The sequence below is a fragment of the Streptomyces sp. NPDC006261 genome, assembly GCF_040613515.1.
GTDB lineage: Bacteria > Actinomycetota > Actinomycetes > Streptomycetales > Streptomycetaceae > Streptomyces.
In genome coordinates this window covers 101697-125634 of the sequence record NZ_JBEXSI010000003.1, presented here as the reverse complement: position 1 = coordinate 125634, position 23938 = coordinate 101697, and the positions used below count along the sequence as shown (strand labels likewise).

Annotated in this window: 20 protein-coding genes and 1 pseudogene; 17 read left to right on the top strand and 4 right to left on the bottom strand. The window is 69.5% G+C overall.

The genetic code is table 11. From position 1 onward, the window contains the following. The first annotated feature begins 39 nt into the window (after positions 1–39). The 3 genes from metH (at position 40) to ABZ154_RS02720 (ending at position 6258) form a co-directional block, all read left to right on the top strand. Complete coding sequence (gene metH, locus ABZ154_RS02730) at positions 40–3558, top strand: methionine synthase (RefSeq protein ID WP_356828365.1); 3519 nt, start codon at positions 40–42, stop codon at positions 3556–3558. 141 nt (positions 3559–3699) lie between these two features. Beyond that, a complete protein-coding gene (locus tag ABZ154_RS02725) occupies positions 3700–4401 on the top strand; it encodes an HAD family phosphatase (RefSeq protein WP_356828363.1) in 702 nt (233 codons plus the stop codon). A gap of 261 nt (positions 4402–4662) precedes the next feature. After that, entirely contained in the window at positions 4663–6258 is a 1596-nt protein-coding gene (locus ABZ154_RS02720) for an ABC transporter substrate-binding protein (RefSeq protein ID WP_356828361.1), read from the top strand. A gap of 93 nt (positions 6259–6351) precedes the next feature. Here ABZ154_RS02720 and ABZ154_RS02715 read toward each other — a convergent pair whose 3' ends face one another. Beyond that, the gene (locus ABZ154_RS02715; RefSeq protein WP_030570198.1) at positions 6352–7023 is read right to left on the bottom strand and encodes a response regulator transcription factor; all 672 of its coding nucleotides are present in this window, start codon (positions 7021–7023) and stop codon (positions 6352–6354) included. 9 nt (positions 7024–7032) lie between these two features. After that, a complete protein-coding gene (locus ABZ154_RS02710) occupies positions 7033–7878 on the bottom strand; it encodes a PD-(D/E)XK nuclease family protein (RefSeq protein ID WP_356828359.1) in 846 nt (281 codons plus the stop codon). Positions 7879–8055: 177 nt separating this feature from the next. Here ABZ154_RS02710 and ABZ154_RS02705 point away from each other — a divergent pair, with 177 nt between their 5' ends. The 3 genes from ABZ154_RS02705 (at position 8056) to ABZ154_RS02695 (ending at position 11091) form a co-directional block, all read left to right on the top strand. Beyond that, positions 8056–9306, top strand: a complete 1251-nt coding sequence (locus ABZ154_RS02705) for a site-2 protease family protein (RefSeq protein ID WP_356828358.1) — start codon at positions 8056–8058, stop codon at positions 9304–9306. A 72-nt stretch (positions 9307–9378) separates the two neighbouring features. Continuing rightward, positions 9379–10296, top strand: a complete 918-nt coding sequence (locus ABZ154_RS02700; protein ID WP_015607518.1) for a tRNA (adenine-N1)-methyltransferase — start codon at positions 9379–9381, stop codon at positions 10294–10296. Between the two features lie 219 nt (positions 10297–10515). Beyond that, entirely contained in the window at positions 10516–11091 is a 576-nt protein-coding gene (locus ABZ154_RS02695; RefSeq protein WP_356828506.1) for a hypothetical protein, read from the top strand. A gap of 9 nt (positions 11092–11100) precedes the next feature. Here the strand turns inward: ABZ154_RS02695 and ABZ154_RS02690 are convergent, their stop codons facing one another. Continuing rightward, positions 11101–11412, bottom strand: a complete 312-nt coding sequence (locus tag ABZ154_RS02690; RefSeq protein WP_018515357.1) for a ferredoxin — start codon at positions 11410–11412, stop codon at positions 11101–11103. 240 nt (positions 11413–11652) lie between these two features. Between ABZ154_RS02690 and arc the strand changes: the two genes are divergently transcribed. The 6 genes and pseudogenes from arc (at position 11653) to prcA (ending at position 17519) form a co-directional block, all read left to right on the top strand. Beyond that, entirely contained in the window at positions 11653–13419 is a 1767-nt protein-coding gene (gene arc / locus ABZ154_RS02685; protein ID WP_356828357.1) for a proteasome ATPase, read from the top strand. A gap of 234 nt (positions 13420–13653) precedes the next feature. Continuing rightward, positions 13654–15165, top strand: coding sequence for a depupylase/deamidase Dop (dop, locus tag ABZ154_RS02680; RefSeq protein WP_356828356.1), 1512 nt, complete (start codon positions 13654–13656; stop codon positions 15163–15165). Between the two features lie 129 nt (positions 15166–15294). After that, positions 15295–15513, top strand: coding sequence for a ubiquitin-like protein Pup (locus ABZ154_RS02675; RefSeq protein ID WP_018515354.1), 219 nt, complete (start codon positions 15295–15297; stop codon positions 15511–15513). Between the two features lie 151 nt (positions 15514–15664). Then, positions 15665–15851, top strand: a pseudogene (locus tag ABZ154_RS02670) (endonuclease domain-containing protein); the annotation flags it as partial. Further along, positions 15803–16648 (top strand): proteasome subunit beta, encoded by an 846-nt coding sequence (gene prcB, locus ABZ154_RS02665; RefSeq protein WP_073881917.1) that lies wholly within the window; start codon positions 15803–15805, stop codon positions 16646–16648. The pseudogene ABZ154_RS02670 and the gene prcB, both read left to right, overlap by 49 nt. A 58-nt stretch (positions 16649–16706) precedes the next feature. Next, positions 16707–17519 carry a proteasome subunit alpha gene (gene prcA, locus ABZ154_RS02660; protein ID WP_356828353.1) on the top strand — a complete coding sequence of 271 codons (813 nt, stop codon included), beginning with the start codon at positions 16707–16709 and terminating at the stop codon, positions 17517–17519. Positions 17520–17567: 48 nt separating this feature from the next. Here the strand turns inward: prcA and ABZ154_RS02655 are convergent, their stop codons facing one another. Then, on the bottom strand, positions 17568–18602 hold the full coding sequence (locus ABZ154_RS02655) for a LacI family DNA-binding transcriptional regulator (RefSeq protein ID WP_356828351.1): 1035 nt from the start codon (positions 18600–18602) through the stop codon (positions 17568–17570). Positions 18603–18729: 127 nt separating this feature from the next. On the opposite strand from ABZ154_RS02655, the gene ABZ154_RS02650 reads away from it, so the two are divergent. From ABZ154_RS02650 to ABZ154_RS02630, 5 genes are all read left to right on the top strand, one after another. Further along, positions 18730–19989, top strand: a complete 1260-nt coding sequence (locus tag ABZ154_RS02650; RefSeq protein WP_356828349.1) for an MFS transporter — start codon at positions 18730–18732, stop codon at positions 19987–19989. A gap of 9 nt (positions 19990–19998) precedes the next feature. Beyond that, on the top strand, positions 19999–21360 hold the full coding sequence (gene pafA / locus ABZ154_RS02645) for a Pup--protein ligase (protein ID WP_084745042.1): 1362 nt from the start codon (positions 19999–20001) through the stop codon (positions 21358–21360). A gap of 128 nt (positions 21361–21488) precedes the next feature. Next, positions 21489–22427, top strand: coding sequence for an FKBP-type peptidyl-prolyl cis-trans isomerase (locus tag ABZ154_RS02640; protein ID WP_356828347.1), 939 nt, complete (start codon positions 21489–21491; stop codon positions 22425–22427). 43 nt (positions 22428–22470) lie between these two features. Further along, complete coding sequence (locus ABZ154_RS02635; RefSeq protein ID WP_356828345.1) at positions 22471–22842, top strand: FKBP-type peptidyl-prolyl cis-trans isomerase; 372 nt, start codon at positions 22471–22473, stop codon at positions 22840–22842. Positions 22843–22975: 133 nt separating this feature from the next. Next, positions 22976–23929, top strand: a complete 954-nt coding sequence (locus tag ABZ154_RS02630) for a WYL domain-containing protein (RefSeq protein WP_015607505.1) — start codon at positions 22976–22978, stop codon at positions 23927–23929. Positions 23930–23938: the final 9 nt, after the last annotated feature.

The following is a 23938-nucleotide window of genomic DNA, read 5'->3' as shown; positions in this document are numbered from 1 at the left end:
CGCAAAGCCGACAGCCGTCGCATCCCTGGGAGATCATCCATGGCCTCGTCGCCGACACCCGCCCCCCACAGCCGGACCCGCGCAGCAGCCCTGCGCGAGGCGCTCGCCACCCGGGTGGTGGTAGCAGACGGTGCGATGGGCACCATGCTCCAGGCACAGGACCCGACCCTTGAGGACTTCGAGAACCTCGAGGGCTGCAACGAGATCCTCAACATCACCCGTCCCGACATCGTGCGCTCCGTCCACGAGGAGTATTTCGCGGTCGGCGTCGACTGCGTCGAGACCAACACCTTCGGCGCGAACCACTCCGCGGCCAACGAGTACGAGATCGCCGACCGGATCTTCGAGCTCTCCGAGTCGGGCGCCCGCATCGCCCGCGAGGTGGCGGACGAGTTCTCCGGCAAGGACGGCCGCCAGCGCTGGGTCCTCGGCTCGATCGGCCCCGGCACCAAGCTGCCCTCGCTCGGCCACATCGCGTACGACGTCCTGCGCGACGGCTACCAGAAGAACGCCGAGGGCCTCCTCGCGGGCGGCTCGGACGCCCTGATCGTCGAGACCACCCAGGACCTGCTGCAGACCAAGTCCAGCATCATCGGCGCGCGCCGGGCGATGGACGCCCTGGGTATCGACGTGCCCCTGATCTGCTCCCTCGCCTTCGAGACGACCGGCGTCATGCTGCTCGGCTCCGAGATCGGCGCCGCCCTCACCGCCCTGGAGCCGCTGGGCATCGACCTCATCGGTCTGAACTGCTCCACCGGCCCGGACGAGATGAGCGAGCACCTGCGCTACCTCGCCCGCCACTCCCGTACGCCCCTGATGTGCATGCCCAACGCCGGCCTGCCCGTCCTCACCAAGGACGGCGCGCACTTCCCGCTCGGCCCCGACGGCCTCGCCGACTCCCAGGAGACGTTCGTCCGGGACTACGGCCTCTCCCTCATCGGCGGCTGCTGCGGTACGACCCCGGCCCACATGAAGGCCGTCGTGGAGCGGGCCCGAGGGCTCACGCCGACCGAGCGGAACCCGCGCCCCGAGCCCGGCGCCGCCTCGCTCTACCAGACGATCCCCTTCCGCCAGGACACCGCCTACCTGGCGATCGGTGAGCGCACCAACGCCAACGGCTCCAAGAAGTTCCGCGAGGCCATGCTGGAGGCCCGCTGGGACGACTGCGTGGAGATGGCCCGCGACCAGATCCGCGAGGGCGCGCACATGCTCGACCTCTGCGTCGACTACGTGGGCCGCGACGGCGTCGCCGACATGGCGGAGCTGGCCGGCCGCTTCGCGACCGCCTCCACCCTCCCGATCGTGCTGGACTCCACCGAACTGCCCGTGCTGCGCGCCGGCCTGGAGAAGCTCGGCGGCCGTGCGGTGCTGAACTCGGTGAACTACGAGGACGGCGACGGCCCCGAGTCCCGCTTCGCACAGGTCAGCGCCCTGGCCTCCGAGCACGGTGCCGCCCTGATCGCCCTGACGATCGACGAGGAGGGCCAGGCGCGGACGATCGAGCACAAGGTCGCCATCGCCGAGCGGCTCATCGAGGACCTCACCACCAACTGGGGCATCCACGAGTCCGACATCCTCATCGACACCCTGACCTTCACCATCTGCACCGGCCAGGAGGAGTCCCGCGGCGACGGCATCGCCACCATCGGGGCGATCCGCGAGCTGAAGAAGCGCCACCCGGACGTCCAGACCACACTGGGCCTCTCCAACATCTCCTTCGGCCTGAACCCGGCCGCCCGGGTCGTGCTGAACTCCGTCTTCCTCGACGAGTGCGTCAAGGCCGGCCTGGACTCCGCGATCGTGCACGCCTCGAAGATCCTGCCGATCGCCCGGCTGGAGGAGGAGCAGGTCAAGGTCGCCCTCGACCTGATCTACGACCGCCGCAGCGAGGGCTACGACCCTCTCCAGAAGCTCATGGGCCTGTTCGAGGGCGTCAACATGAAGTCGATGAAGGCGGGCAGGGCCGAGGAGCTGATGGCCCTTCCGCTGGACGAGCGGCTCCAGCGCCGCATCATCGACGGTGAGAAGAACGGCCTGGAGGCCGACCTCGACGAGGCCCTCCAGAACACCCCGGCCCTCGACATCGTCAACAACACGCTGCTCGAAGGCATGAAGGTGGTCGGCGAGCTGTTCGGCTCCGGCCAGATGCAGCTGCCGTTCGTCCTCCAGTCCGCCGAGGTCATGAAGAGCGCGGTGGCCCACCTGGAGCCGCACATGGAGAAGACCGACGACGACGGCAAGGGCACGATCGTGCTCGCCACCGTCCGCGGCGACGTCCACGACATCGGCAAGAACCTCGTCGACATCATCCTCTCCAACAACGGCTACACCGTCGTCAACCTCGGCATCAAGCAGCCCGTCTCCGCGATCCTGGAAGCCGCCGAGGAGCACCGCGCCGACGTCATCGGCATGTCCGGCCTCCTGGTGAAGTCCACCGTGATCATGAAGGAGAACCTCCAGGAGCTGAACCAGCGCAAGATGGCCGCCGACTTCCCGGTCATCCTCGGCGGCGCCGCGCTGACCAGGGCCTACGTCGAGCAGGACCTGCACGAGATCTACGAGGGAGAGGTCCGCTACGCCCGCGACGCCTTCGAGGGCCTGCGCCTGATGGACGCGCTCATCGGCGTCAAGCGCGGCGTGCCGGGCGCGGTCCTGCCCGAGCTCAAGCAGCGCCGGGTCCCCAAGAAGGACACCGACACCGCCGTCCTGGAGGTCGAGGAGCCCGAGGGCTCGGTGCGCTCGGACGTCTCCACCACCAACCCCGTCCCCGAGCCGCCGTTCTGGGGTACCCGGGTCATCAAGGGCATCCCGCTGAAGGAGTACGCCTCCTGGCTCGACGAGGGCGCCCTGTTCAAGGGGCAGTGGGGCCTCAAGCAGGCCAGGACCGGTGACGGACCGACGTACGAGGAGCTGGTGGAGACCGAGGGGCGCCCGCATCTGCGCGGCTGGCTCGATCACCTCCAGTCCAACAACCTCCTGGAGGCGGCCGTCGTCTACGGCTACTTCCCTTGCGTCTCCAAGGGCGAGGACCTGATCCTCCTGCACGAGGACGGCTCCGAGCGCACCCGCTTCACCTTCCCGCGCCAGCGCCGCGGCCGCCGCCTCTGCCTCGCGGACTTCTTCCGCCCCGAGGAGTCCGGCGAGACGGACGTGATCGGCCTCCAGGTCGTCACCGTGGGCTCCCGGATCGGCGAGGCCACCGCCGAGCTGTTCGCCGCCAACTCCTACCGCGATTACCTGGAGCTGCACGGCCTCTCCGTCCAGCTCGCGGAGGCCCTCGCCGAGTACTGGCACGCCCGGGTCCGCAGCGAGCTGGGCTTCGCCGGGGAGGACCCCGCCGACGTCGAGGACATGTTCGCGCTGAAGTACCGGGGCGCACGGTTCTCGCTCGGCTACGGGGCGTGCCCGGACCTGGAGGACCGCGCGAAGATCGCCGACCTCCTCCAGCCGGGCCGGATCGGCGTGGAGCTCTCCGAGGAGTTCCAGCTCCACCCGGAGCAGTCCACCGACGCCCTCGTCATCCACCACCCCGAGGCGAAGTACTTCAACGCCCGGTAGCCGCTCCTTCACCTTGCGGCTTCGCGTCGTTCGCGCGCCGTGGCCGGACAAGTCGTACACTAGTCGGTCCAGTGCAGGCCGGTCGCCCTCCCCATCCGGAGCGGCGGCCGGCCTTCTCGTCCCTTACGGAAGGTGTGCCGGATGACGAGTACGGTCCCCGCGTCCCTGACCCGCACGGCCGAAGGCGCCGCCCTGCAGGCGGTCCTTCTCGACATGGACGGAACCCTGGTCGATACCGAGGGCTTCTGGTGGGACGTCGAGAAGGAGGTCTTCGCCGACCTCGGACACCGGCTGGAGGAGCCATGGCGGGACGTCGTCGTCGGCGGACCGATGACCCGCAGCGCCGGCTACCTGATCGACGTCACCGGCGCCGACATCGCTCTGGACGAGCTGACCGTGCTCCTCAACGACCGCTTCGAGAAGCGCATCCGGAACGGCGTGCCGCTGATGCCCGGCGCGGGCAGACTGCTCGCCGAGCTGGCCGCGTCGAAGATCCCCACCGCGCTCGTCTCGGCCTCGCACCGCCGGATCATCGACCGCGTGCTGGACTCGGTCGGCCACCACCACTTCGCGCTCACGGTCGCCGGTGACGAGGTCACCCGGACCAAGCCGCACCCCGAGCCCTACCTCACCGCCGCCGCGGGTTTCGGCGCCGACCCGTGGCGCTGCGCGGTCATCGAGGACACCGCGACCGGGGTGGCCGCGGCCGAGGCGGCTGGATGCCGGGTGGTCGCCGTGCCGTCCGTGGCACCCATCGCACCCGCCTCCGGCCGGGTCGTCGTCGGCTCACTCGAAGAGGTCGACCTCGCCTTCCTGCGGAAGCTCATCACCGCCACGGGCTGAAGGATCCGTGTGCGTTCCGGCAATTTTCCGTGGACGTGAATCAGCCACAGGCCACCTGTGTGAAGAGGCGGAACGGGTGAGGTTCCTCACCCGGAAGCCCTCCCTGGCCTGCCGTGATCGGTTGATCTGTCCGGAATGGTGATCAAATATCGCCCACCTCGGACGACGGGCGAGGACAGCCCGCTCCGAGCGCGGTCGGGGCGGTCACCGGCGGCTACTAACTTTGATTCCTCACCCACCGTGATGAGGGAGAACGCCCGTATGAACCGCAAGACCCTGGTGCTGCCGGCCGTCGTCGGCCTGCTCGCCCCCGTGCTCGCCGCCTGCGGCAGCACGGACAGCGGCGCCGGTGGCGGCAACGCCATCGTCGTCGGCACCACGGACCAGCTCGTGGCCTCCGAGGAGAACCCCGCTCCTCTCGACCCGGCCATCGGGTACGAGGCAGGCGTCTGGAACGTCCTGCGGCAGACCGTGCAGACCCTGACCACTGTGCCGGGCGGCGGCGAACCGGTGCCCGAGGCCGCCCAGAGCTGCACCTTCACGGACAACGCAAACGAGAGCTATCGCTGCACCCTGCGCGCCGGCCTGACCTTCGCCGACGGCACACCCGTCACCGCCGAGGATGTGAAGTTCTCCATCCAGCGGGTCATCGACATCAACTCCGACAGCGGACCGGTCGGGCTCCTCGCCAACATCGACGCGATCGAGACCAAGGGCGACGACCAGGTGATCTTCCACCTGCACACGCCCGACGCGACCTTCCCGTACAAGCTCGCGACCCCCGCCGCCGGCATCGTCCCCAAGGGGAAGTACCCGGCGAAGGAGGCGCGCGACGGCTTCCAGGTCGACGGCTCGGGACCGTACACCATGAAGCCGCAGACCGAGGACGGCCGGGTCACCCGGATCACCTTCACCAAGAACCCCTCCTACAAGGGTGAGCTGAAGGTCCTCAACGACAGGGTCGACATGGACCTCTTCCCCGACGCCGAGGCCATGGGCAAGGCGCTGGAGGAGAAGAAGATCCACATGATGACCCGGGCCATGTCGCCCGAGCAGGCCCGCGACATGCTGGTGAAGCCGAAGGAAGGCATCGAGCTCACCGAGATGCCCGGCCTCGCCATCAGCTACCTCGGGTTCAACACCAAGGACCCCGTGGTCAACAAGTCCGTACGGCAGGCCATGGCGCAGATCATCGACCGGGGCGAGATCGCGGGCAAGGTGTACGGCACCACCGCCGAGCCGCTCTACTCGCTGATCCCCACCAGCATCACCGGCCACACCAACGCCTTCTTCAACAAGTACGGCGAGCCCAGCACCGCCAAGGCCGCTCAGACCCTCCAGAACGCCGGGGTCAAGACGCCGGTGAAGTTCACCCTGCACTACACCAACGACCACTACGGCTCCGCCACCGCCAAGGAGTTCAAGGCGCTCCAGGCGCAGCTGAACGGCTCGGGCCTCTTCGACGTCGACGTCCAGGGCAAGGAGTGGTCGAAGTACCGGCCGGAGCAGAAGCGCGGCGACTACGCGGCCTACGGCATGGGCTGGTTCCCCGACTTCCCGGACCCGGACAACTACACCGCCCCGTTCCTGGACAAGAACAACTTCCTCAACTCCCCCTACCGGTCGCAGGAAGCGCAGAACGTCCTCATCCCCAAGTCGCGCCGCGTGGCCGACCGCAGCGCCGCCGCCACGACCTACGAGAAGCTCCAGGACATCGTCGCCACCGACGTCCCCGTCCTGCCGATCTGGCAGGGCAAGCAGTACGTGGCCTCCCGCAGCGGGGTCGCCGGAGTCGAGCGGTCCGTCAGCGCCACCTCCGAGCTCCAGCTCTGGGAGCTCAACAAGACCGGCGCCTGACCACCCGGAACCGCGAAAGCCGTCCGGCCCGCCCCGATCCTGTTCGCGTTCGCAGGAGAGGCGGGCCGGACGGCTTCGTATTACCGGTGGTTCCTACTGCGCCCCCGGACGCACCAGGCCGCTCTCGTACGCGTACACCGCGGCCTGTACCCGGTCGCGCAGGCCGAGCTTCGTGAGCACATGGCCCACATGCGTCTTGACCGTCGTCTCGCTGACGAACAGGTCCGCCGCGATCTCCGCGTTGGACAGGCCGCGCGCCACCAGCTTCAGGACCTCCACCTCACGGTCCGTCAGCGTGTGCAGGGCGTCCGGGACCGGGTCCTCGCCCGAGGGCAGATGGTCCGCGTACTTGTCGAGGAGCCGGCGCGTGATGCTCGGGGCGAGCATCGCCTCGCCCGCCGCCACCACCCGGATCGCCTGGACCAGCTCATTGGCCGGAGCGTCCTTCAGCAGGAAGCCGCTCGCCCCCGCCCGCAGCGCCTCCACCACGTACTCGTCGAGGTCGAACGTGGTCAGCACCAGCACCTTCGCCGGGCCGTCCTTGCCGGGGCCGGTGATCTGGCGGGTCGCCTCCACCCCGTCCATCCGCGGCATGCGGATGTCCATCAGCACCACATCGGGCTGGAGCGCCCGCACCTGGTCGATGGCCTGCAGACCGTCACCGGCCTCACCGACCACCGCCAGATCGCCCTCGGCCTCCAGAATCATCCGGAAACCGGTGCGCAGCAGGGGTTGGTCATCGACCAGTAGGACGCGGATCGCCACGGGAACTCCTTACAGGCCCTCAAGAGCCACGGGTCGGCCGGCCTCGGCCCGGTCGGGGCCCATTCTGCCCTGGTCATCCTCGCCCGGCTCCGCCGGGCGTAGCGACAGCGGGTACACCGGGGGAGTCCCGCCGAACTCCGGACACACCGCCTGGTGATCGCACCAGCCGCACAGCTTCGTCGGGCGCGGCCGCCAGTCACCGGTCTCCGTCGCCAGCGCGATCGCCTCCCACAGCGCGAGGAGCTTGCGCTCCACCCGCTCCAGGTCCGCCACCACCGGGTCGTACGTCAGCACATCGCCGCTGCCCAGATAGACCAGCTGGAGCCGGCGCGGCACGATCCCCTTCAGCCGCCAGATCACCAGGGCGTAGAACTTCATCTGGAACAGCGGGCCCTCGGCATACTCCGGCCTCGGCGCCTTCCCCGTCTTGTAGTCGACGATCCGCACGTCCCCGGTCGGCGCCACATCGATCCGGTCGATCACTCCGCGCAGCCGCAGCCCCGACTCCAGCTCCGTCTCGACGAAGAGCTCACGCTCGGCCGGCTCCAGACGCGTCGGGTCCTCCAGCGAGAACCACCGCTCCACCAGCCGCTCCGCCTCACCCAGCCAGCGCGACAGCCGTTCGCCCTCGGCGTCCCCGGCGAACAGCTCGCCCAGCTCCGGCTTCGACTCCAGCAGCCGGTCCCACTGGCCGGGGATCAGAGCCCGCGCCCGCGGCGCCGTACGGTCCGCCGCCGGGGCGTCGAAGAGCCGCTCCAGCACCGCATGGACCAGCGTGCCGCGGGTAGCCGCCTCGCTGGGCTTCTCCGGCAGTTTGTCGATGACCCGGAAGCGGTAGAGCAGAGGACACTGCATGAAATCGCTCGCCCGCGACGGCGACAGAGAAGTGGGCGGCTGCGGTGGCCGGGGCACGGAGGTCATGTCTCAAGACCCTACGGCCCGCCACTGACAGTCGGCGGCATACCATCGACGGCAGACCCTCACAGACAGCATCATCGTGGCGCAGCCCACGTACCGAACCGAAGGGACCCCGTGGACGAGAGCGGCGACAGCGGGCGGCCGCAGCCCGGCGCAGGGGGAACGGACCCCTCCGCCGCTCCCGCCAGCGGCAAGCCGAAACGCCCCGCTGACCCGGGCGGTGGCCTGCTCATGGGCCGCCCCTTCGGAGTGCCCGTCTACGTCGCCCCCAGCTGGTTCGTCGTCGCCGCGCTGATCACCTGGGTCTTCGGCGGCCAGCTCGACCGCCTGCTGCCCGAGCTCGGCGGCGCCCGGTACCTCGTCGCCCTCTTCTTCGCCATCGCCTTCTACGCCTCTGTCCTCGTCCACGAACTGGCCCACACGCTTGTCGCCCTGCGCTACAAGCTCCCGGTCCGCCGCATCCAGCTCCAGTTCTTCGGCGGCGTGTCCGAGATCGAGAAGGAGACCGAGACCCCGGGCCGTGAATTCGTCCTCGCCTTCGTCGGCCCCCTCCTCTCCCTCGTCCTCGGAGGCGTCTTCTACGGCGCGATGCAGTTCGTCGAGCCCGCGACGGTGCCCGGCGTCCTGATCGCGGGCCTGATGATCTCCAACCTCATCGTGGCCGCCTTCAACCTGCTGCCCGGCCTGCCACTCGACGGCGGCCGGATGCTCCGCGCCATCGTCTGGAAGATCACCGGCAAGCCCATGAGCGGCACGATCGCCGCCGCCTGGGTCGGCCGGGGCCTGGCCGTCACGGTCCTCGTCGGACTGCCGCTGCTCACCCACACCGGTGTGCTCGGTCGCGCCAACGAGAAGATCGGCGGGGTGGAGACCGTCATGGACGCCCTGCTCGCCGCGATCCTCGCCGGCATCATCTGGACCGGCGCCGGGAACAGTCTGCGGATGGCCCGCCTCCGCGAGCACCTGCCCGACCTGCGGGCCCGCACCCTCACCCGGCGCGCCGTCCCCGTCGAGTCCGCCACGCCCCTCTCCGAGGCCCTGCGCCGGGCCAACGAGGCGGGCGCCCGCGCGCTGGTCGTCGTCGACGGACAGGGCAACCCGAAGGGCGTCGTCCGCGAGGCCGCCATCGTCGGCGTCCCCGAACACCGCCGCCCCTGGGTCGCCGTCAGCGGCCTCGCCCAGGACCTCACCGACGGCATGAAGGTCCCCGCCGAACTCGCCGGCGAAGCCCTCCTGGACCGGCTCAAGGCCACCCCGGCCACCGAGTACCTGGTGATGGAGGAGACCGGCGAGATCTACGGAGTCCTCTCCACCGCCGACGTGGAGCGCGCCTTCGTCAAGGCCATGGCCCGCCCCGAGGCCTGAGGGCCTTCCCGGCCCGGTCGACAGCGCAGGCCGGGCGGTCGGCGGCCGGGGAAACACCGGTACGCTGGTCACATGTCTGAACCGACCGGTGCCGCCCGCCGACGTGGGCCCTTCAAGGTCGGGGACCAGGTCCAGCTCACCGACCCCAAGGGACGCCACTACACCTTCACGCTCGAAGCCGGAAAGAACTTCCACACCCACAAGGGTTCTTTCCCGCACGACGAGCTGATCGGTGCTCCCGAGGGCAGTGTTGTCCGAACCACGGGAAACGTCGCCTATCTCGCGCTGCGCCCCCTGCTCCCCGACTACGTCCTCTCCATGCCCCGCGGCGCCGCCGTGGTCTACCCCAAGGACGCGGGCCAGATCCTGGCCTTCGCCGACATCTTCCCCGGCGCCCGCGTCGTGGAGGCCGGGGTCGGATCCGGCTCACTCTCCACCTTCCTGCTGCGCGCCATCGGTGAGCAGGGCATGCTGCACTCCTACGAGCGTCGCGAGGACTTCGCCGAGATCGCCCAGCAGAACGTCGAGCGCTACTTCGGCTCGCCGCACCCCGCCTGGCAGCTGACCGTCGGGGACCTCCAGGACAACCTCTCCGACACCGACGTCGACCGTGTCGTGCTGGACATGCTCGCCCCCTGGGAGTGCCTGGAGGCCGTCTCCAAGGCCCTGGTGCCCGGAGGCATCCTCTGCGCCTACGTCGCCACCACCACCCAGCTCTCGCGCACCGTCGAGTCCATCCGCGAGATCGGCTGCTTCGCCGAACCGCAGCCCTGGGAGTCGATGATCCGCAACTGGCACGTCGAGGGCCTGGCCGTCCGCCCCGACCACCGGATGATCGGCCACACCGGCTTCCTGGTCACCGCGCGCCGGCTCGCGGACGGCGTCGAGCCGCCGCTGCGCCGCCGCCGCCCCTCCAAGGGCGCCTACGGCGAGGACTACGACGGACCGGGCAGTCAGAGCCGCGGAGGCTCCGCCGCCGACCGCGGCTGACCCGCCCAACGAACCGGCGCCGCCGCGCAGTTCCCCGACCGACCGGGGAACTGCGCGGCGGCGCCTTCGCGTTGCCCCTGGGCGCGCGCCCAGGCGTGAAACCGGCGCCCACCCCGCCGTTCCCCCGGCGTGTGAGGTGTGGCACGATGCTGGCCACCCCTCGGGGGCGGACCCACCCCTTTTCCCCGGGCTCCCAGGAACCACATGGAGACACACCGCGTGCAGACCTCCGCGCTCCCGGACCTCGCGCACACCGCCACGAAGCCGGTGCACTGGCTCGCCACGGCCGCGGCCATGGCCGGCGTCGTCGCCCTCGCCGGGCTGCTCCAGCCCCGTACGGCCACCGCCACCGCCCCCGAGCAGCGGACCGAGACCCGGCAGGGCCCGCCCGCGGCCGCTCCGGACCCGGCTAAGGCGGAGTTCCCCCTGGAGTGCGGCGGGGCCGGGACCACCGTGGCGAAGCAGGCGCCCGGGGACCTCGACGGCGACGGGCGGCTGGAAACCGTCGCCGTGGTCCACTGCGACGCCGGCTCGGGGACCCCGCCGAGCGGCATCTACGTCCTGACACAGGGAAGCGGGGCCGCACCACGGGTCGTGGCGACCCTGGTGGACCCCGCCGACCGTAAGACGGTCGGTGACTTCGCCGTACGCGAGGGGCGCGTCTCGGCGACCCTGCTCGGCTACTCCTCACTGGAGGTGCCCCGCTGCTGCCCCGACCAGGAGGAACAGGCCTCCTGGCGGTGGAAGGGCAACGCCTTCGTCCGCACCTCGGGAGACCTCGCCCGGGCTGTCTGACCGTACGGGTCAGGCCGCGTCCGGCCCGTACACCTCGACGTTGTCCTTCACACGCCGCACGTGGATGCAGTCTCCGGGGCACTCCTTGGCCGAATCCACCACGTCCTGGAGGAGTGGCAACGGCACCGGCGTGGTGGCCCCCGGAGCCTGGAGGAGCTCGTCGTCGCCGCTCTTCACGTACGCCAGGCCGTCGATGTCGAGCTCGAAGACCTCCGGCGCGTACTGCACGCAGATGCCGTCGCCCGTACAGAGGTCCTGGTCGATCCAGACCTCCAGGTCCTGCGTGTCACTGTCGCCCGGCGAGTCCTGCTGCACGGTCATGTGTCCTGCCGTTCCTGCGTATCCGAACCAATTGGAGCCAGCCCTGACGGGTGTTGAACGCTTCGACGATACAACCGGCGGCTTTCCGATGCCGAAGGGTGGGTATTCCCTTGACGTGAGGGAGAGCGCAAGGGTGAAGATCGGACACACCCCGCAGTCTTTGTGATCTAGGGGTTTCAATCATCACCCACCCAGGTAGGGTCAGGAAGCGTCCAGCTCCCCATGGAGGAGGTGAGGACCGTGGCAGCCCACGACGACGACATCAACCGCGGCATCCGGCCCGCGCGAGGGTCAGAAGACCCGGCCGGCCAGGTTGCCTATCTCGAGCAGGAAATCGCCGTCCTGCGACGTAAGCTCGCCGACTCTCCGCGTCATACGAGGATTCTCGAAGAGCGGATCGTCGAGTTGCAGACGAATCTGGCAGGCGTGTCCGCACAGAACGAGCGGCTCGCCAACACGCTCCGTGAGGCGCGTGACCAGATCGTGGCCCTCAAGGAGGAGGTCGACCGGCTCGCACAGCCGCCGGCCGGCTTCGGAGTGTTCCTGCAGGCCAACGAGGACGGCACCTGCGACATCTTCACCGGGGGCCGCAAGCTCCGGGTGAACGTCAGTCCCAGCGTCGAGCTCGAGGACCTCCGGCGCGGCCAGGAGGTCATGCTCAACGAAGCGCTCAACGTGGTCGAGGCCATGGAGTTCGAACGGGCCGGGGACATCGTCACCCTCAAGGAGATCCTTGAGGACGGCGAGCGCGCCCTGGTGGTCGGGCACACCGACGAGGAGCGGGTGGTACGGCTCGCCGAACCGCTGCTGGACATCACCATCCGCTCCGGTGACGCCCTGCTGCTGGACTCCAGGTCCGGTTACGTCTACGAGGTGGTCCCCAAGAGCGAGGTCGAGGAGCTCGTCCTCGAAGAGGTTCCGGACATCGACTACGACAAGATCGGCGGTCTGGGCGACCAGATCGAGCTGATCCGCGACGCGGTCGAGCTCCCCTATCTCCACCCCGACCTCTTCAAGGAGCACGAACTGCGACCGCCGAAGGGCATCCTGCTCTACGGTCCGCCCGGCTGCGGCAAGACGCTCATCGCCAAGGCCGTCGCCAATTCGCTCGCCAAGAAGGTCGCCGAGGTGACCGGTCAGCCCGCGGGGAAGAGCTACTTCCTCAATATCAAGGGACCCGAGCTCCTCAACAAGTACGTCGGCGAGACCGAGCGGCACATCCGCCTGGTCTTCCAGCGTGCGAGGGAGAAGGCGAGCGAGGGCACCCCCGTCATCGTCTTCTTCGACGAGATGGAATCCCTCTTCCGCACCCGCGGCAGCGGCGTCAGCTCGGACGTGGAGAACACCATCGTCCCGCAGCTGCTCGCCGAGATCGACGGTGTGGAGGGCCTGGAGAACGTCATCGTCATCGGCGCCTCCAACCGCGAGGACATGATCGACCCCGCCATCCTGCGACCCGGCCGACTCGATGTGAAGATCAAGATCGAGCGTCCGGACGCCGAGGCCGCGAAGGACATCTTCGCGAAGTACCTGACCCCGTCGCTCCCGCTGCACGCGGACGATCTGGCCGAGCACACCGGCTCCCGGCCGGCCGCCGCCCACGCCATGATCCAGTCCGTCGTGGAGCGGATGTACACGGAGTCCGAGGAGAACCGCTTCCTCGAGGTCACGTACGCCAACGGCGATAAGGAAGTCCTGTACTTCAAGGACTTCAACTCCGGCGCGATGATTCAGAACATCGTCGACCGGGCAAAGAAGATGGCCATCAAGGCATTCCTCGAACACCAGCAGAAGGGTCTGCGCGTCTCCCACCTCCTCCAGGCGTGCGTGGATGAGTTCAAGGAGAACGAGGACCTGCCCAACACCACCAACCCGGACGACTGGGCCAGGATTTCCGGTAAGAAGGGTGAGCGGATCGTCTTCATCCGCACACTCGTCACCGGAAAGCAGGGTGCGGACACCGGGCGCTCCATCGACACCGTGGCCAATACCGGCCAGTACCTGTAATACGCCGACCGGCTGCGGATGCCCGGAGGGGCATCCGCAGCCGGTCGTTTTCCCCCGTTCCGGCCACGTCGGAACAATGTCGTAATTGATCTCCCCACCGGCGCAGAGGCGCTCTAGGCTCTGCGGTACCGCCGAGTCGCGCAGTGCGGTGACGGGCACCGCATACGCACCGGACAAACCGCGGTACTTGAGCGTCGCTCCCGGACGGGAGCGACGCCGGGCAAGGAGGGCCGCATGACCGTACGGCGAGTAATGGGCATCGAGACGGAGTACGGGATCTCCGTCCCCGGCCACCCCAACGCCAATGCCATGCTCACCTCATCCCAGATCGTCAACGCCTACGCGGCGGCGATGCACCGGGCGCGACGCGCCCGCTGGGACTTCGAGGAGGAGAATCCGCTGCGCGACGCGCGAGGCTTCGACCTCGCCCGTGAGACCGCCGACTCCAGCCAGCTCACCGACGAGGACATCGGCCTGGCCAATGTGATCCTCACCAACGGTGCCCGGCTCTACGTCGACCACGCGCACCCCGAATACAGCTCTCCGGAGATCACCAACCCGCTCGACGCGGTGCTCTGGGACAAGGCCGGCGAACGGATCATGGCCGAGGCCGCCGAGCGGGCGGCCGCCATCCCCGGCGCCCAGCCGATCCACCTCTACAAGAACAACACCGACAACAAGGGCGCCTCCTACGGCACACACGAGAACTATCTGATGCAGCGGGAGACCCCGTTCTCGGACATCGTGCGCCATCTGACGCCGTTCTTCGTGTCCCGCCAGGTCGTCACCGGCGCGGGGCGGGTCGGCATCGGCCAGGACGGCCATGAGCACGGCTTCCAGATCAGCCAGCGCGCCGACTACTTCGAGGTCGAGGTCGGCCTGGAGACCACGCTCAAGCGCCCCATCATCAACACCCGGGACGAGCCCCACTCCGACGCGGAGAAGTACCGCCGGCTCCACGTGATCATCGGCGACGCCAACCTCTCGGAGATCTCGACCTATCTCAAGCTCGGCACCACGTCCCTGGTGCTGTCCATGATCGAGGACGCCTTCATCAACGTCGACCTCGCGGTCGACCAGCCCGTCCGCACGCTGCACCAGGTCTCGCACGACCCGGACCTGCGGCAGCTGATCACGCTCCGCAGCGGCCGGACACTCACCGCCGTCCAGCTCCAGATGGAGTATTTCGAGCTGGCCCGCAAGTACGTCGACGAGCGGTACGGCGCCGACGCCGACGACCAGACCAGGGACATCCTGACCCGCTGGGAGGACACGCTCAACCGGCTGGAGACCGACCCGATGAGCCTGGCCGGGGAGCTGGACTGGATCGCCAAGCGGGAGCTCATGGAGGGCTACCGCCGCCGCGACTCGCTGGACTGGGACGCCCCCCGGCTGCACCTGGTCGACCTCCAGTACGCGGACGTACGCCCTGACAAGGGGCTTTACAACCGTCTGGCGGCGCGTGGGCGGATGAAGCGGCTGCTGGACGAGGACGACGTCACCAGGGCCCGTACCAAGCCTCCGGAGGACACCAGGGCCTATTTCCGGGGCCGCTGCCTGGAGCAGTACGCCGACGACGTGGCGGCGGCCTCCTGGGATTCGGTCATCTTCGATCTGCCGGACCACGACTCGCTCCAGCGGGTGCCCACCCTGGAGCCGCTGCGGGGGACCAAGGAGCACGTCAAGGACCTGCTCGACCGCTGTCGTACGGCGGAGGAGCTGGTCCGCACGCTGTCGGGCGGCTGAAAGGGGTCCGGGCTGGGAATCAATCACCCAAGGCCCGGACGTTGAACAACTACCGGGCCAAATGTCGGACCGCGTGGGTAGGGTCTGATCAAGAGCTGCGATTGCTTCGAACCGAGCGGGGTGAGCTACATGGCGACCAAGGACACCGGCGGCGGACAGCAGAAGGCGACGCGTTCCACCGAGGAGACCGAGGAGCAGGCGCAGGACGCGCAGGCATCCGAGGACCTCGCGGAACGCCAGGAGAAGCTGAGCGACGATGTCGACTCGGTCCTGGACGAGATCGACGACGTCCTAGAAGAGAACGCCGAGGACTTCGTCCGCTCCTTCGTCCAAAAGGGTGGACAGTAGTTCACGGGTGTGAACGTCCGGTAGCGTTCCGGGCGATCGCGGTACTCGGGGGAGACGGGGTGACGGCGACCGCCACGGTGCGCCGTCACCCCGCTCGCCACCCGGCGGAGTCTTCGCCGGTCGCGAGCGCGGGATCCTCGCAGATCCCTCCGCCGAACATGTGGATCACTGCCCCGGGGCGGGTAGGGTCCGTGGCGTACGTTGCTTCAACTGCAATTCGGCCATCGGCAAGTTGGGGGATGATCCTGACTCTCTTGCGCAGGGCCATCGCATACCTGGAGGGAAACGCGTGGAAGCCAACACTCGTAGCACCGGGCGTCTACCAGCTGCCTTCCTGACGCCGGGTTCGTCCTCGTTCATGGACTTCCTGTCCGACCAGTCGCCCGAGATGCTCCCGGGCAACCGAAGCCTGCCGCCGCTCCAGGGGGCCATCGAGGCACCGCACGGGACGACCATCGTCGCGGCGTCCTTCCCCGGTGGCGTCGTCCTGGCCGGTGACCGGCGCGCCACCATGGGCAACATGATCGCGCAGCGCGACATCGAGAAGGTCTTCCCGGCCGACGAGTACTCGGCCGTGGGCATCGCCGGCACCGCCGGACTGGCCGTGGAGATGGTCAAGCTCTTCCAGCTGGAGCTGGAGCACTTCGAGAAGGTCGAGGGTGCCCAGCTCTCCCTGGAGGGCAAGGCCAACCGGCTCTCCACCATGATCCGCTCCAACCTGGCCATGGCCATGCAGGGCCTCGCCGTGGTCCCGCTCTTCGCGGGGTACGACGTCGACCGCGAGAAGGGCCGCATCTTCTCCTACGACGTCACCGGCGGCCGCTCCGAGGAGACCGGCTACGCCGCCACCGGCTCCGGCTCGATCTTCGCCCGCAACGCGATGAAGAAGCTCTACCGCGAGGACCTGACGGAGGAGCAGGCCCTCACCCTGGTCGTGCAGGCGCTGTACGACGCCGCGGACGACGACTCGGCGACCGGCGGCCCGGACGTGGCCCGCCGGATCTACCCGATCGTCACCGTCATCACCGACGAAGGCTTCCGGAGGCTGGGCGACCAGGAGTCCGCCGACATCGCGCGCTCCATCCTGGAACGCCGCCTGGAGCAGCCCGACGGCCCGCGCGCCGCGCTGCTCTGACCGGGACTCCGAGCCCTCCGAGATGCACTCGTCACTGACAGAAAGGGACGGATAGCCGGTGTCGACGCCGTTCTATGTCTCACCCCAGCAGGCCATGGCCGACCGGGCGGAATACGCCCGTAAGGGCATCGCCCGTGGTCGCAGCCTCGTTGTGCTGCAGTATGCCGACGGCATTGTGTTCGTCGGCGAGAACCCGTCCCGCGCGCTGCACAAGTTCAGCGAGATCTATGACCGGATCGGCTTCGCGGCCGCCGGCAAGTACAACGAGTACGAGAACCTCCGCATCGGCGGTGTCCGCTACGCCGACCTGCGCGGATACACCTACGACCGCGACGATGTGACGGCCCGTGGGCTGGCCAACGTCTACGCCCAGACGCTCGGCACCATTTTCTCCAGCGCGGCCGAGAAGCCGTACGAGGTGGAACTGGTCGTCGCCGAGGTCGGCGCAGCCCCCGAGGGTGACCAGATCTACCGGCTGCCGCACGACGGTTCGATCGTGGACGAGCACGGCTCGGTCGCGGTCGGCGGCAACGCCGAGCAGATCAGCAGCTTCCTGGACCAGCGCCACCGCGACGGCATGACGCTCGCCGAGGCGCTCAAGCTGGCCGTGCAGGCACTCTCCCGGGAACCGGGCGGCGGGGAGCGCGAGATTCCCGCCGAGCGCCTCGAGGTTGCGGTGCTGGACCGTACGCGGCCCCAGCAGCGCAAGTTCAAGCGGATCGTCGGCCGCCAGCTGACCCGGCTCCTCGACGCGGAAGCGGCGAGTGCCACCCCGACGGACGCCCCGTCCGACACCGAGGAGACCGACTCCACGGACGCCGGGACCGGCACCGGTACGGACACCGGCACCGCGTCCGGCTCCGAGGAGTAGGCGGAGCGCGCCTCACAGATGCCCCCAGGCCATGCCCGGGGGCATCTGTCATGCCCGGGTGGCGGGTGGCGGGGCCGTGGAGCCCCGTACGACCAGCTGGACCGGCAGGCTGCCCGGCTCGGCGGTGCGGCCCTCCAGCACGGCGAGCAGCGCCGCCATGCCCCGCTCGCCGACCTGCTCGGCCGGCAGCCCTACGGTGGTGAGCTCCGGTTCCACGGCGGTGGCCAGGGCGAGGTCGTCGAAGCCGGTGATCGAGAGGTCGTCCGGTACCCGCAGCCCCAGCCGGCGGGCGGCCTTGCAGGCCCCGGCCGCCAGGATGTCGTCATCGCAGACGACCGCGGTGGGCCGCTCCCCGGCGACGGCCAGCGCCTGCTCGGCGGCCTCCCGCCCGGCGCGTACGTCGAGCGGGGACCGTACCGTACGCACCGTGGCGCCCGGCACCGTGCCCACCGTGTCCCGCAGCGCCTGCGCCCGGACCGCGAACGTCCAGGTGTCCACGGCGGACGCCAGATGCACGAACCGGCGGTGCCCCAGGCTCAGCAGATGCTCCGCCACCTGGTGCATGCCGTCGGCGATGTCCAGGTTCACGTGGGCAGCCGCGTCCGTGCCGGCCGGGTCGCTGTCCAGCATCACCAGCGGCAGCTCGGCCCCGTGCAGGGCGCTCAGCGCCTCGGAGGCCATCGAGGAGGCGATCACCCCGTCCAGGGCGGCGCGGGCCGAGGCGAAAGGGGCCCGGGCCGGTCCCGTGCCGTCCGGTGAGGGGTAGAGCACCACGCCGAAGTCGTGCTCGGCGGCGACGGCGGCGGCCCCGGTGTAGACCCGGGCGAAGAACTCGTTGGTGAGCGCCGGAACCACCAGCAGCGCGGTCCTGGTGCGGCCGAGGCGCAGATTACGGGCGGCCAGATTGGGCCGGTAGCCGAGCTCCGCCGCGTGGTCCCGGACCCGCTGGGCCGTGGCCTCGGACACCCGGCCCGGCCACTTCTCGCCGAGCACCAGCGAGACCGTCGCCTGCGAGACGCCCGCCGCACGGGCCACGTCGCGGCTGGTGGGCCGGGCCGGGGCGGGCTGGTGGGGGTCGGTCACTCGGGCCTCCGTGCGGGGTGTAGGCGCCGCGAGGTGGACCCGCGGACTGCGGACATGGTACGTATGAACCTCGACGTTATACGTAAAACCTCGGGCGGCGGCAGCTGTCCGGTGGAAAGGGGCGGGAATGGCCGCGGGATATCTGGACATCCTCCGGGCGCGGCATGCCGCCCGGCTGCTGACGGGCACGCTGGTAGGACGGCTGCCCAACGGCACCGCGCACATCGCGCTCGTGCTGTTCACCCGGGCCGAGGGCGGCAGCTACACGCTGGCCGGCGCCCTGGCCGCCGCGTACGGACTCGCCACCGCCGTGGGGCAGCCGCTGCTGGGCCGCGCGGTCGACCTGTACGGGCAGCCGCGCGTCCAGCTCCCCGCCGCCGTGCTCTCGGCGCTCGGCATGGCCCTGCTGGCGGTCTCGGGCCTCGGCTCGCTCCCGCTGGCCTACGCGGCCGTCGTCGTCGCCGGGGTCGCCACGCCGCCCCTGGAGGGCGGTCTGCGGGCCCTGTGGCCCAACGTGCTGAAGCGAGAGGACCAGGTGCACCGGGCGTACGCCCTGGACGCGGTGGCGCAGGAGATCATGTTCACCCTCGGACCGCTCCTGGTGACGCTCCTCGTCTCCCTCTGGTCCCCGGCCGCGGCCCTGCTCGTCATCAACGCCATCGGCGTCCTCGGCGCACTGTCGGTCGTCCTCTCCGAGCCCTCCCGCGCCTGGCGCTCCGCGCCCCGCGAGGCGCACTGGCTCGGCGCCCTGCGCTCGCCCGGACTCCTCGCCCTGCTCGGCGCGTTCTTCTTCGTCGGGCTCGCGCTCGGCTCCATCACGGTGGCCGGCGTGGCCTACGCGGACGACCACGGCCGCGAGTCGGTGTACGGCTGGCTGATGGCCGCGCTCGGCCTCGGCGCCCTGATCGGAGGCCTGGGCTACGGGGCGCGGCAGTGGGCCGGTGCGCCCGAGCGGCGGCTCCGCGTCATCGTCGGCCTCCTGGCCCTCGGCTACCTGCCGTTGATGCTCACCCCCTCGGTCCCCGTCATGACCGCCCTCGCCGCCCTGGCCGGAGTCTTCCTCGCCCCGGCCATCGCGTGCTCGTTCATCGTGGTGGACCGGCACGCCCCGCGCGGCACGGTGACCGAGGCGTTCTCCTGGCTCGTCACCACCTTCGGCGTCGGCGCGGCAGCCGGAACGGCTGTCGCCGGACCGGCCGTCGAGCTCGGCTCGACCGCCTGGAGCTTCGGTGTGGCGGGGGCCGGCGGAGTGCTCGCCCTGGTGGTCCTGCTGGCCACGGGGAAGGTCCTCGCAACTCCCGTACGCGACCCCGCCGTCGTGACCGGATCGGAAAATGATCGAAACGGTGCTGTCGAACCCGGTTTCAGCACCGGCCGTAGGGCGTAATGTTCAGTCATGGACCGCCGCATTTTCGGGCTGGAGAACGAGTACGGCGTCACGTGCACGTTCAGGGGACAGCGCCGACTGTCACCTGACGAAGTGGCGCGCTACCTCTTCCGCCGTGTTGTGTCATGGGGCCGCAGCAGCAATGTCTTTCTGCGGAACGGCGCCCGCCTCTACCTCGACGTGGGATCGCATCCGGAATATGCAACCCCCGAATGCGACAACGTGACCGAACTGGTCACGCACGACAAGGCGGGCGAGCGCATTCTCGAAGGCCTGCTCGTCGACGCCGAACGCCGCCTGCACGAGGAGGGAATCGCGGGCGACGTCTATCTCTTCAAGAACAACACCGACTCGGCGGGAAACTCCTACGGGTGCCACGAGAACTACCTCGTCGCCCGGCACGGAGAATTCTCCCGGCTCGCGGACATCCTCATCCCCTTCCTCGTCACCCGGCAGCTCATCTGCGGCGCGGGCAAGGTGCTCCAGACGCCGCGCGGAGCCGTCTACTGCGTCAGCCAGCGTGCCGAGCACATCTGGGAGGGCGTCAGCTCCGCCACCACCCGCTCCCGGCCGATCATCAACACCCGCGACGAACCGCACGCCGACGCGGAGCGGTACCGCCGCCTCCACGTCATCGTCGGTGACTCGAACATGTCAGAGACGACCATGCTGCTCAAGGTCGGCGCCACCGACCTGGTGCTCCGCATGATCGAGGCGGGCACGGTGATGCGCGACCTGACCCTGGAGAACCCGATCAGGGCCATCCGCGAGGTCAGCCACGACCTCACCGGCCGGCGCAAGGTGCGCCTGGCCAGCGGCCGCGAGGCCTCGGCCATCGAGGTCCAGCGGGAGTACTACGAGAAGGCCGTGGACTTCGTCGAGCGCCGGGGCATCCGCACCGGCACCGTCGACCAGGTCCTGGAGCTGTGGGGCCGCACGCTCGACGCCGTCGAGGCCGAGGACCTCGACCGGATCGACACCGAGATCGACTGGGTCATGAAGTACAAGCTCATCGAGCGGTACCGGGCCAAGCACAACATGACCATGTCGAACCCGCGGGTCGCCCAGATAGACCTCGCCTACCACGACATCCACCGTCGCCGCGGTCTGTTCTACCTCCTGGAGAGGAAGGGCCAGACCGCCCGCATCTGCAACGACCTGAAGATCTTCGAGGGCAAGTCGGTGCCCCCGCAGACCACCCGGGCCAGGCTGCGCGGCGACTTCATCCGCCGGGCCCAGGAGCAGCGGCGGGACTTCACCGTCGACTGGGTCCACCTCAAGCTCAACGACCAGGCGCAGCGCACGGTGCTCTGCAAGGATCCGTTCCGTTCCGTGGACGAGCGCGTGGAGAAGCTGATCGCGGGCATGTGAGCGGCGCCGGGGGCACCCCTCGGCCGGCCGTGGCGTGACCGGGCCCCGTACGTTCCTCGTACGGGGCCCTTCCCACGGCCTAGAGTGGTCGGACTCAACCACCGTGCCCCCTGAGATCTGAGGAACCAGTGCGCCGAATTGCCGGCCTTCTCGTCGCCCCCCTCCTGCTGCTGTCGGCAGTGGCCTGCGGCAGCGACGACAAGGCCTCCGACTCTGCCTCGTCCAAGAACGGCATGCCCGCGATCACCGCGGGCGCCAAGGTCGGCGAGAAGCCCACTCTCTCCAAGGGCGAGGGAGACCCGCCCAAGGAGCTGAAGACCGAAGTCATCAGCGAGGGTGACGGTGCGAAGCTCAAGAACGGCGACGCGATCCAGGTCAACTACCTCGGTCAGTCCTGGGACTCCGACAAGCCGTTCGACAACAGCTTCGACCGCAAGCAGCCCTTCGACCTGACGCTGGGCGCGGGCATGGTCATCCAGGGCTGGGACAAGGGCCTCGTCGGCCAGAAGGTCGGCAGCCGCGTCGAGCTGGTGATCCCGCCGGAGCTCGGCTACGGCGAGCAGGGCCAGGGCGACATCAAGCCGAACGCCACCCTCGTCTTCGTCGTCGACGTCCTGAAGGCCACCCAGATCCCGGCCACCGCCAAGGGCACCGAGGTCGCCCAGGACAACATCGACCTGCCCAAGGTCGGCGTGAAGACCGACGGCAAGGCCCCTACGGTCACCATCCCCAAGGGCGACCCGCCGAAGAAGCTGGTCTCCAACTACGTCCTGGAGTCCGACGGCGAGGCCGTCAAGGAGTCCGACAGCGTCGTGGTGAACTACGTCGGCATGATCTGGAAGGGTGCCAAGGAGTTCGACAACACCTACTCCACCGGCAAGACCCAGACGTTCCCGCTGTCGCAGGTCACCCTCAAGGGGCTCAAGACCGGCCTGATCGACAAGAAGGTCGGCAGCCGGGTGCTCCTCGTCATCCCGCCGGACCAGGCCTTCGGCGACCAGCAGCAGCAGGCGATCCCGAAGAACTCCACGCTGGTCTTCGCGGTGGACATCCTCGCCAAGGTGTAAGACTGTCCCGGTTGCCCAGTTCATCATTTGGAGGAGCAGTTCAGTGAGCATCGAGAAGCCCGAGATCGACTTCCCGGGTGGCGAGCCGCCGACCGACCTGGAGATCAAGGACATCTGGGAGGGCGACGGCCCCGTCGCCAAGGCCGGCGACCAGGTCAAGGTCCACTACGTGGGCGTGGCCTTCTCCACCGGCGAGGAGTTCGACGCCTCCTGGAACCGCGGTACGCCGCTGGCCTTCAACCTCGGTGCCGGCCAGGTCATCGCCGGCTGGGACCAGGGCGTGCAGGGCATGAAGGTCGGCGGCCGCCGCCAGCTGACCATCCCCGCGCACCTCGCGTACGGCGACCGCGGCGCGGGCAGCGCGATCGCCCCGGGCGAGACGCTGATCTTCGTCTGCGACCTGGTCTCGGTCTGATCCGTTCCGGTCGGTGAGGGCCTCCACCACCCGGTGGGGGCCCTCACCGCTGTCCGGTCCACGGGTCCGCTTTGGCCCCGACACCCCGGGGCGGTACGGTCGACGGTCGTAGAGCACAAGAGAAAGGGCGTCGATGGCGATTGCCAAGGCCGAGCGGTTGATGAACCTCGCGCTGTGCCTGCTGGGGACCCGGCGCCCGCTCAGCAAGCGCGAGCTCCGCGGATCCATCGAGGCCTACCTCGAAGCGGGATCCGACGACTCCTTCAACCGGATGTTCGAGCGCGACAAGGACGATCTGCGCGAGCTCGGCCTCGTCATCGAGACCGTCGAGAATCTCGACGGCGACACCGGATACCTGGCCCGCCGCGACAGCAACCGACTGCCCCCCATCACCCTGGACGCCGAGGAGGCCGCCGCCCTCGGCCTCGCCGCCAAGGTCTGGCAGCAGGCCCGCCTCGCCGGTGCCGCCAGCGGCGCCCTGCAGAAGCTGCGCGCGGCCGGCATGCCCGAGGCCGAGGACGCGTACGAGGTGCACAGCGCCCTCGAACCCCGCATCCCCGTCCACGAGGCCGCCTTCGAACCCCTGATGCTCGCCTGCCGCGACCGCCGCCCGGTCACCTTCGACTACCGCAAGGCCAACTCCGCCGCCCCGGTACAGCGCCAGGTCGAACCCTGGACCCTGGAGTGCTGGCGCGGCCACTGGTACCTCGCCGGCTGGGACCGGGGCCGCGGCGCCGAACGTGTCTTCCGGCTCTCCCGCATCACCGGCAAGGTCCGCTCCCGCGCGGGGGCCTTCACCGCCGAGGTGCCCGACGTCGTCACGGTCCGCGAGACCGTCGAGAGCTGGGCCGGCGAGACTGCCACGCGCACCGCCCGGATCAGGCTCCGCGCCGGATCCGGCTACCCGCTGCGTTCGCGGGCCATATCCGTCCATGAGCGCGGCGACGGCTGGGACGAGCTGGAGATCCCGTACGGACACGGGCTGGACGCCTGGCTCGTCGAGTTCGGGCCGGACGTCGTCGTGGAGGAACCCGCCGATCTGCGGGCCGACGTGGTGGACCGGCTGCGCGCCGTGGCCAAGGACTAGGGGAATCCA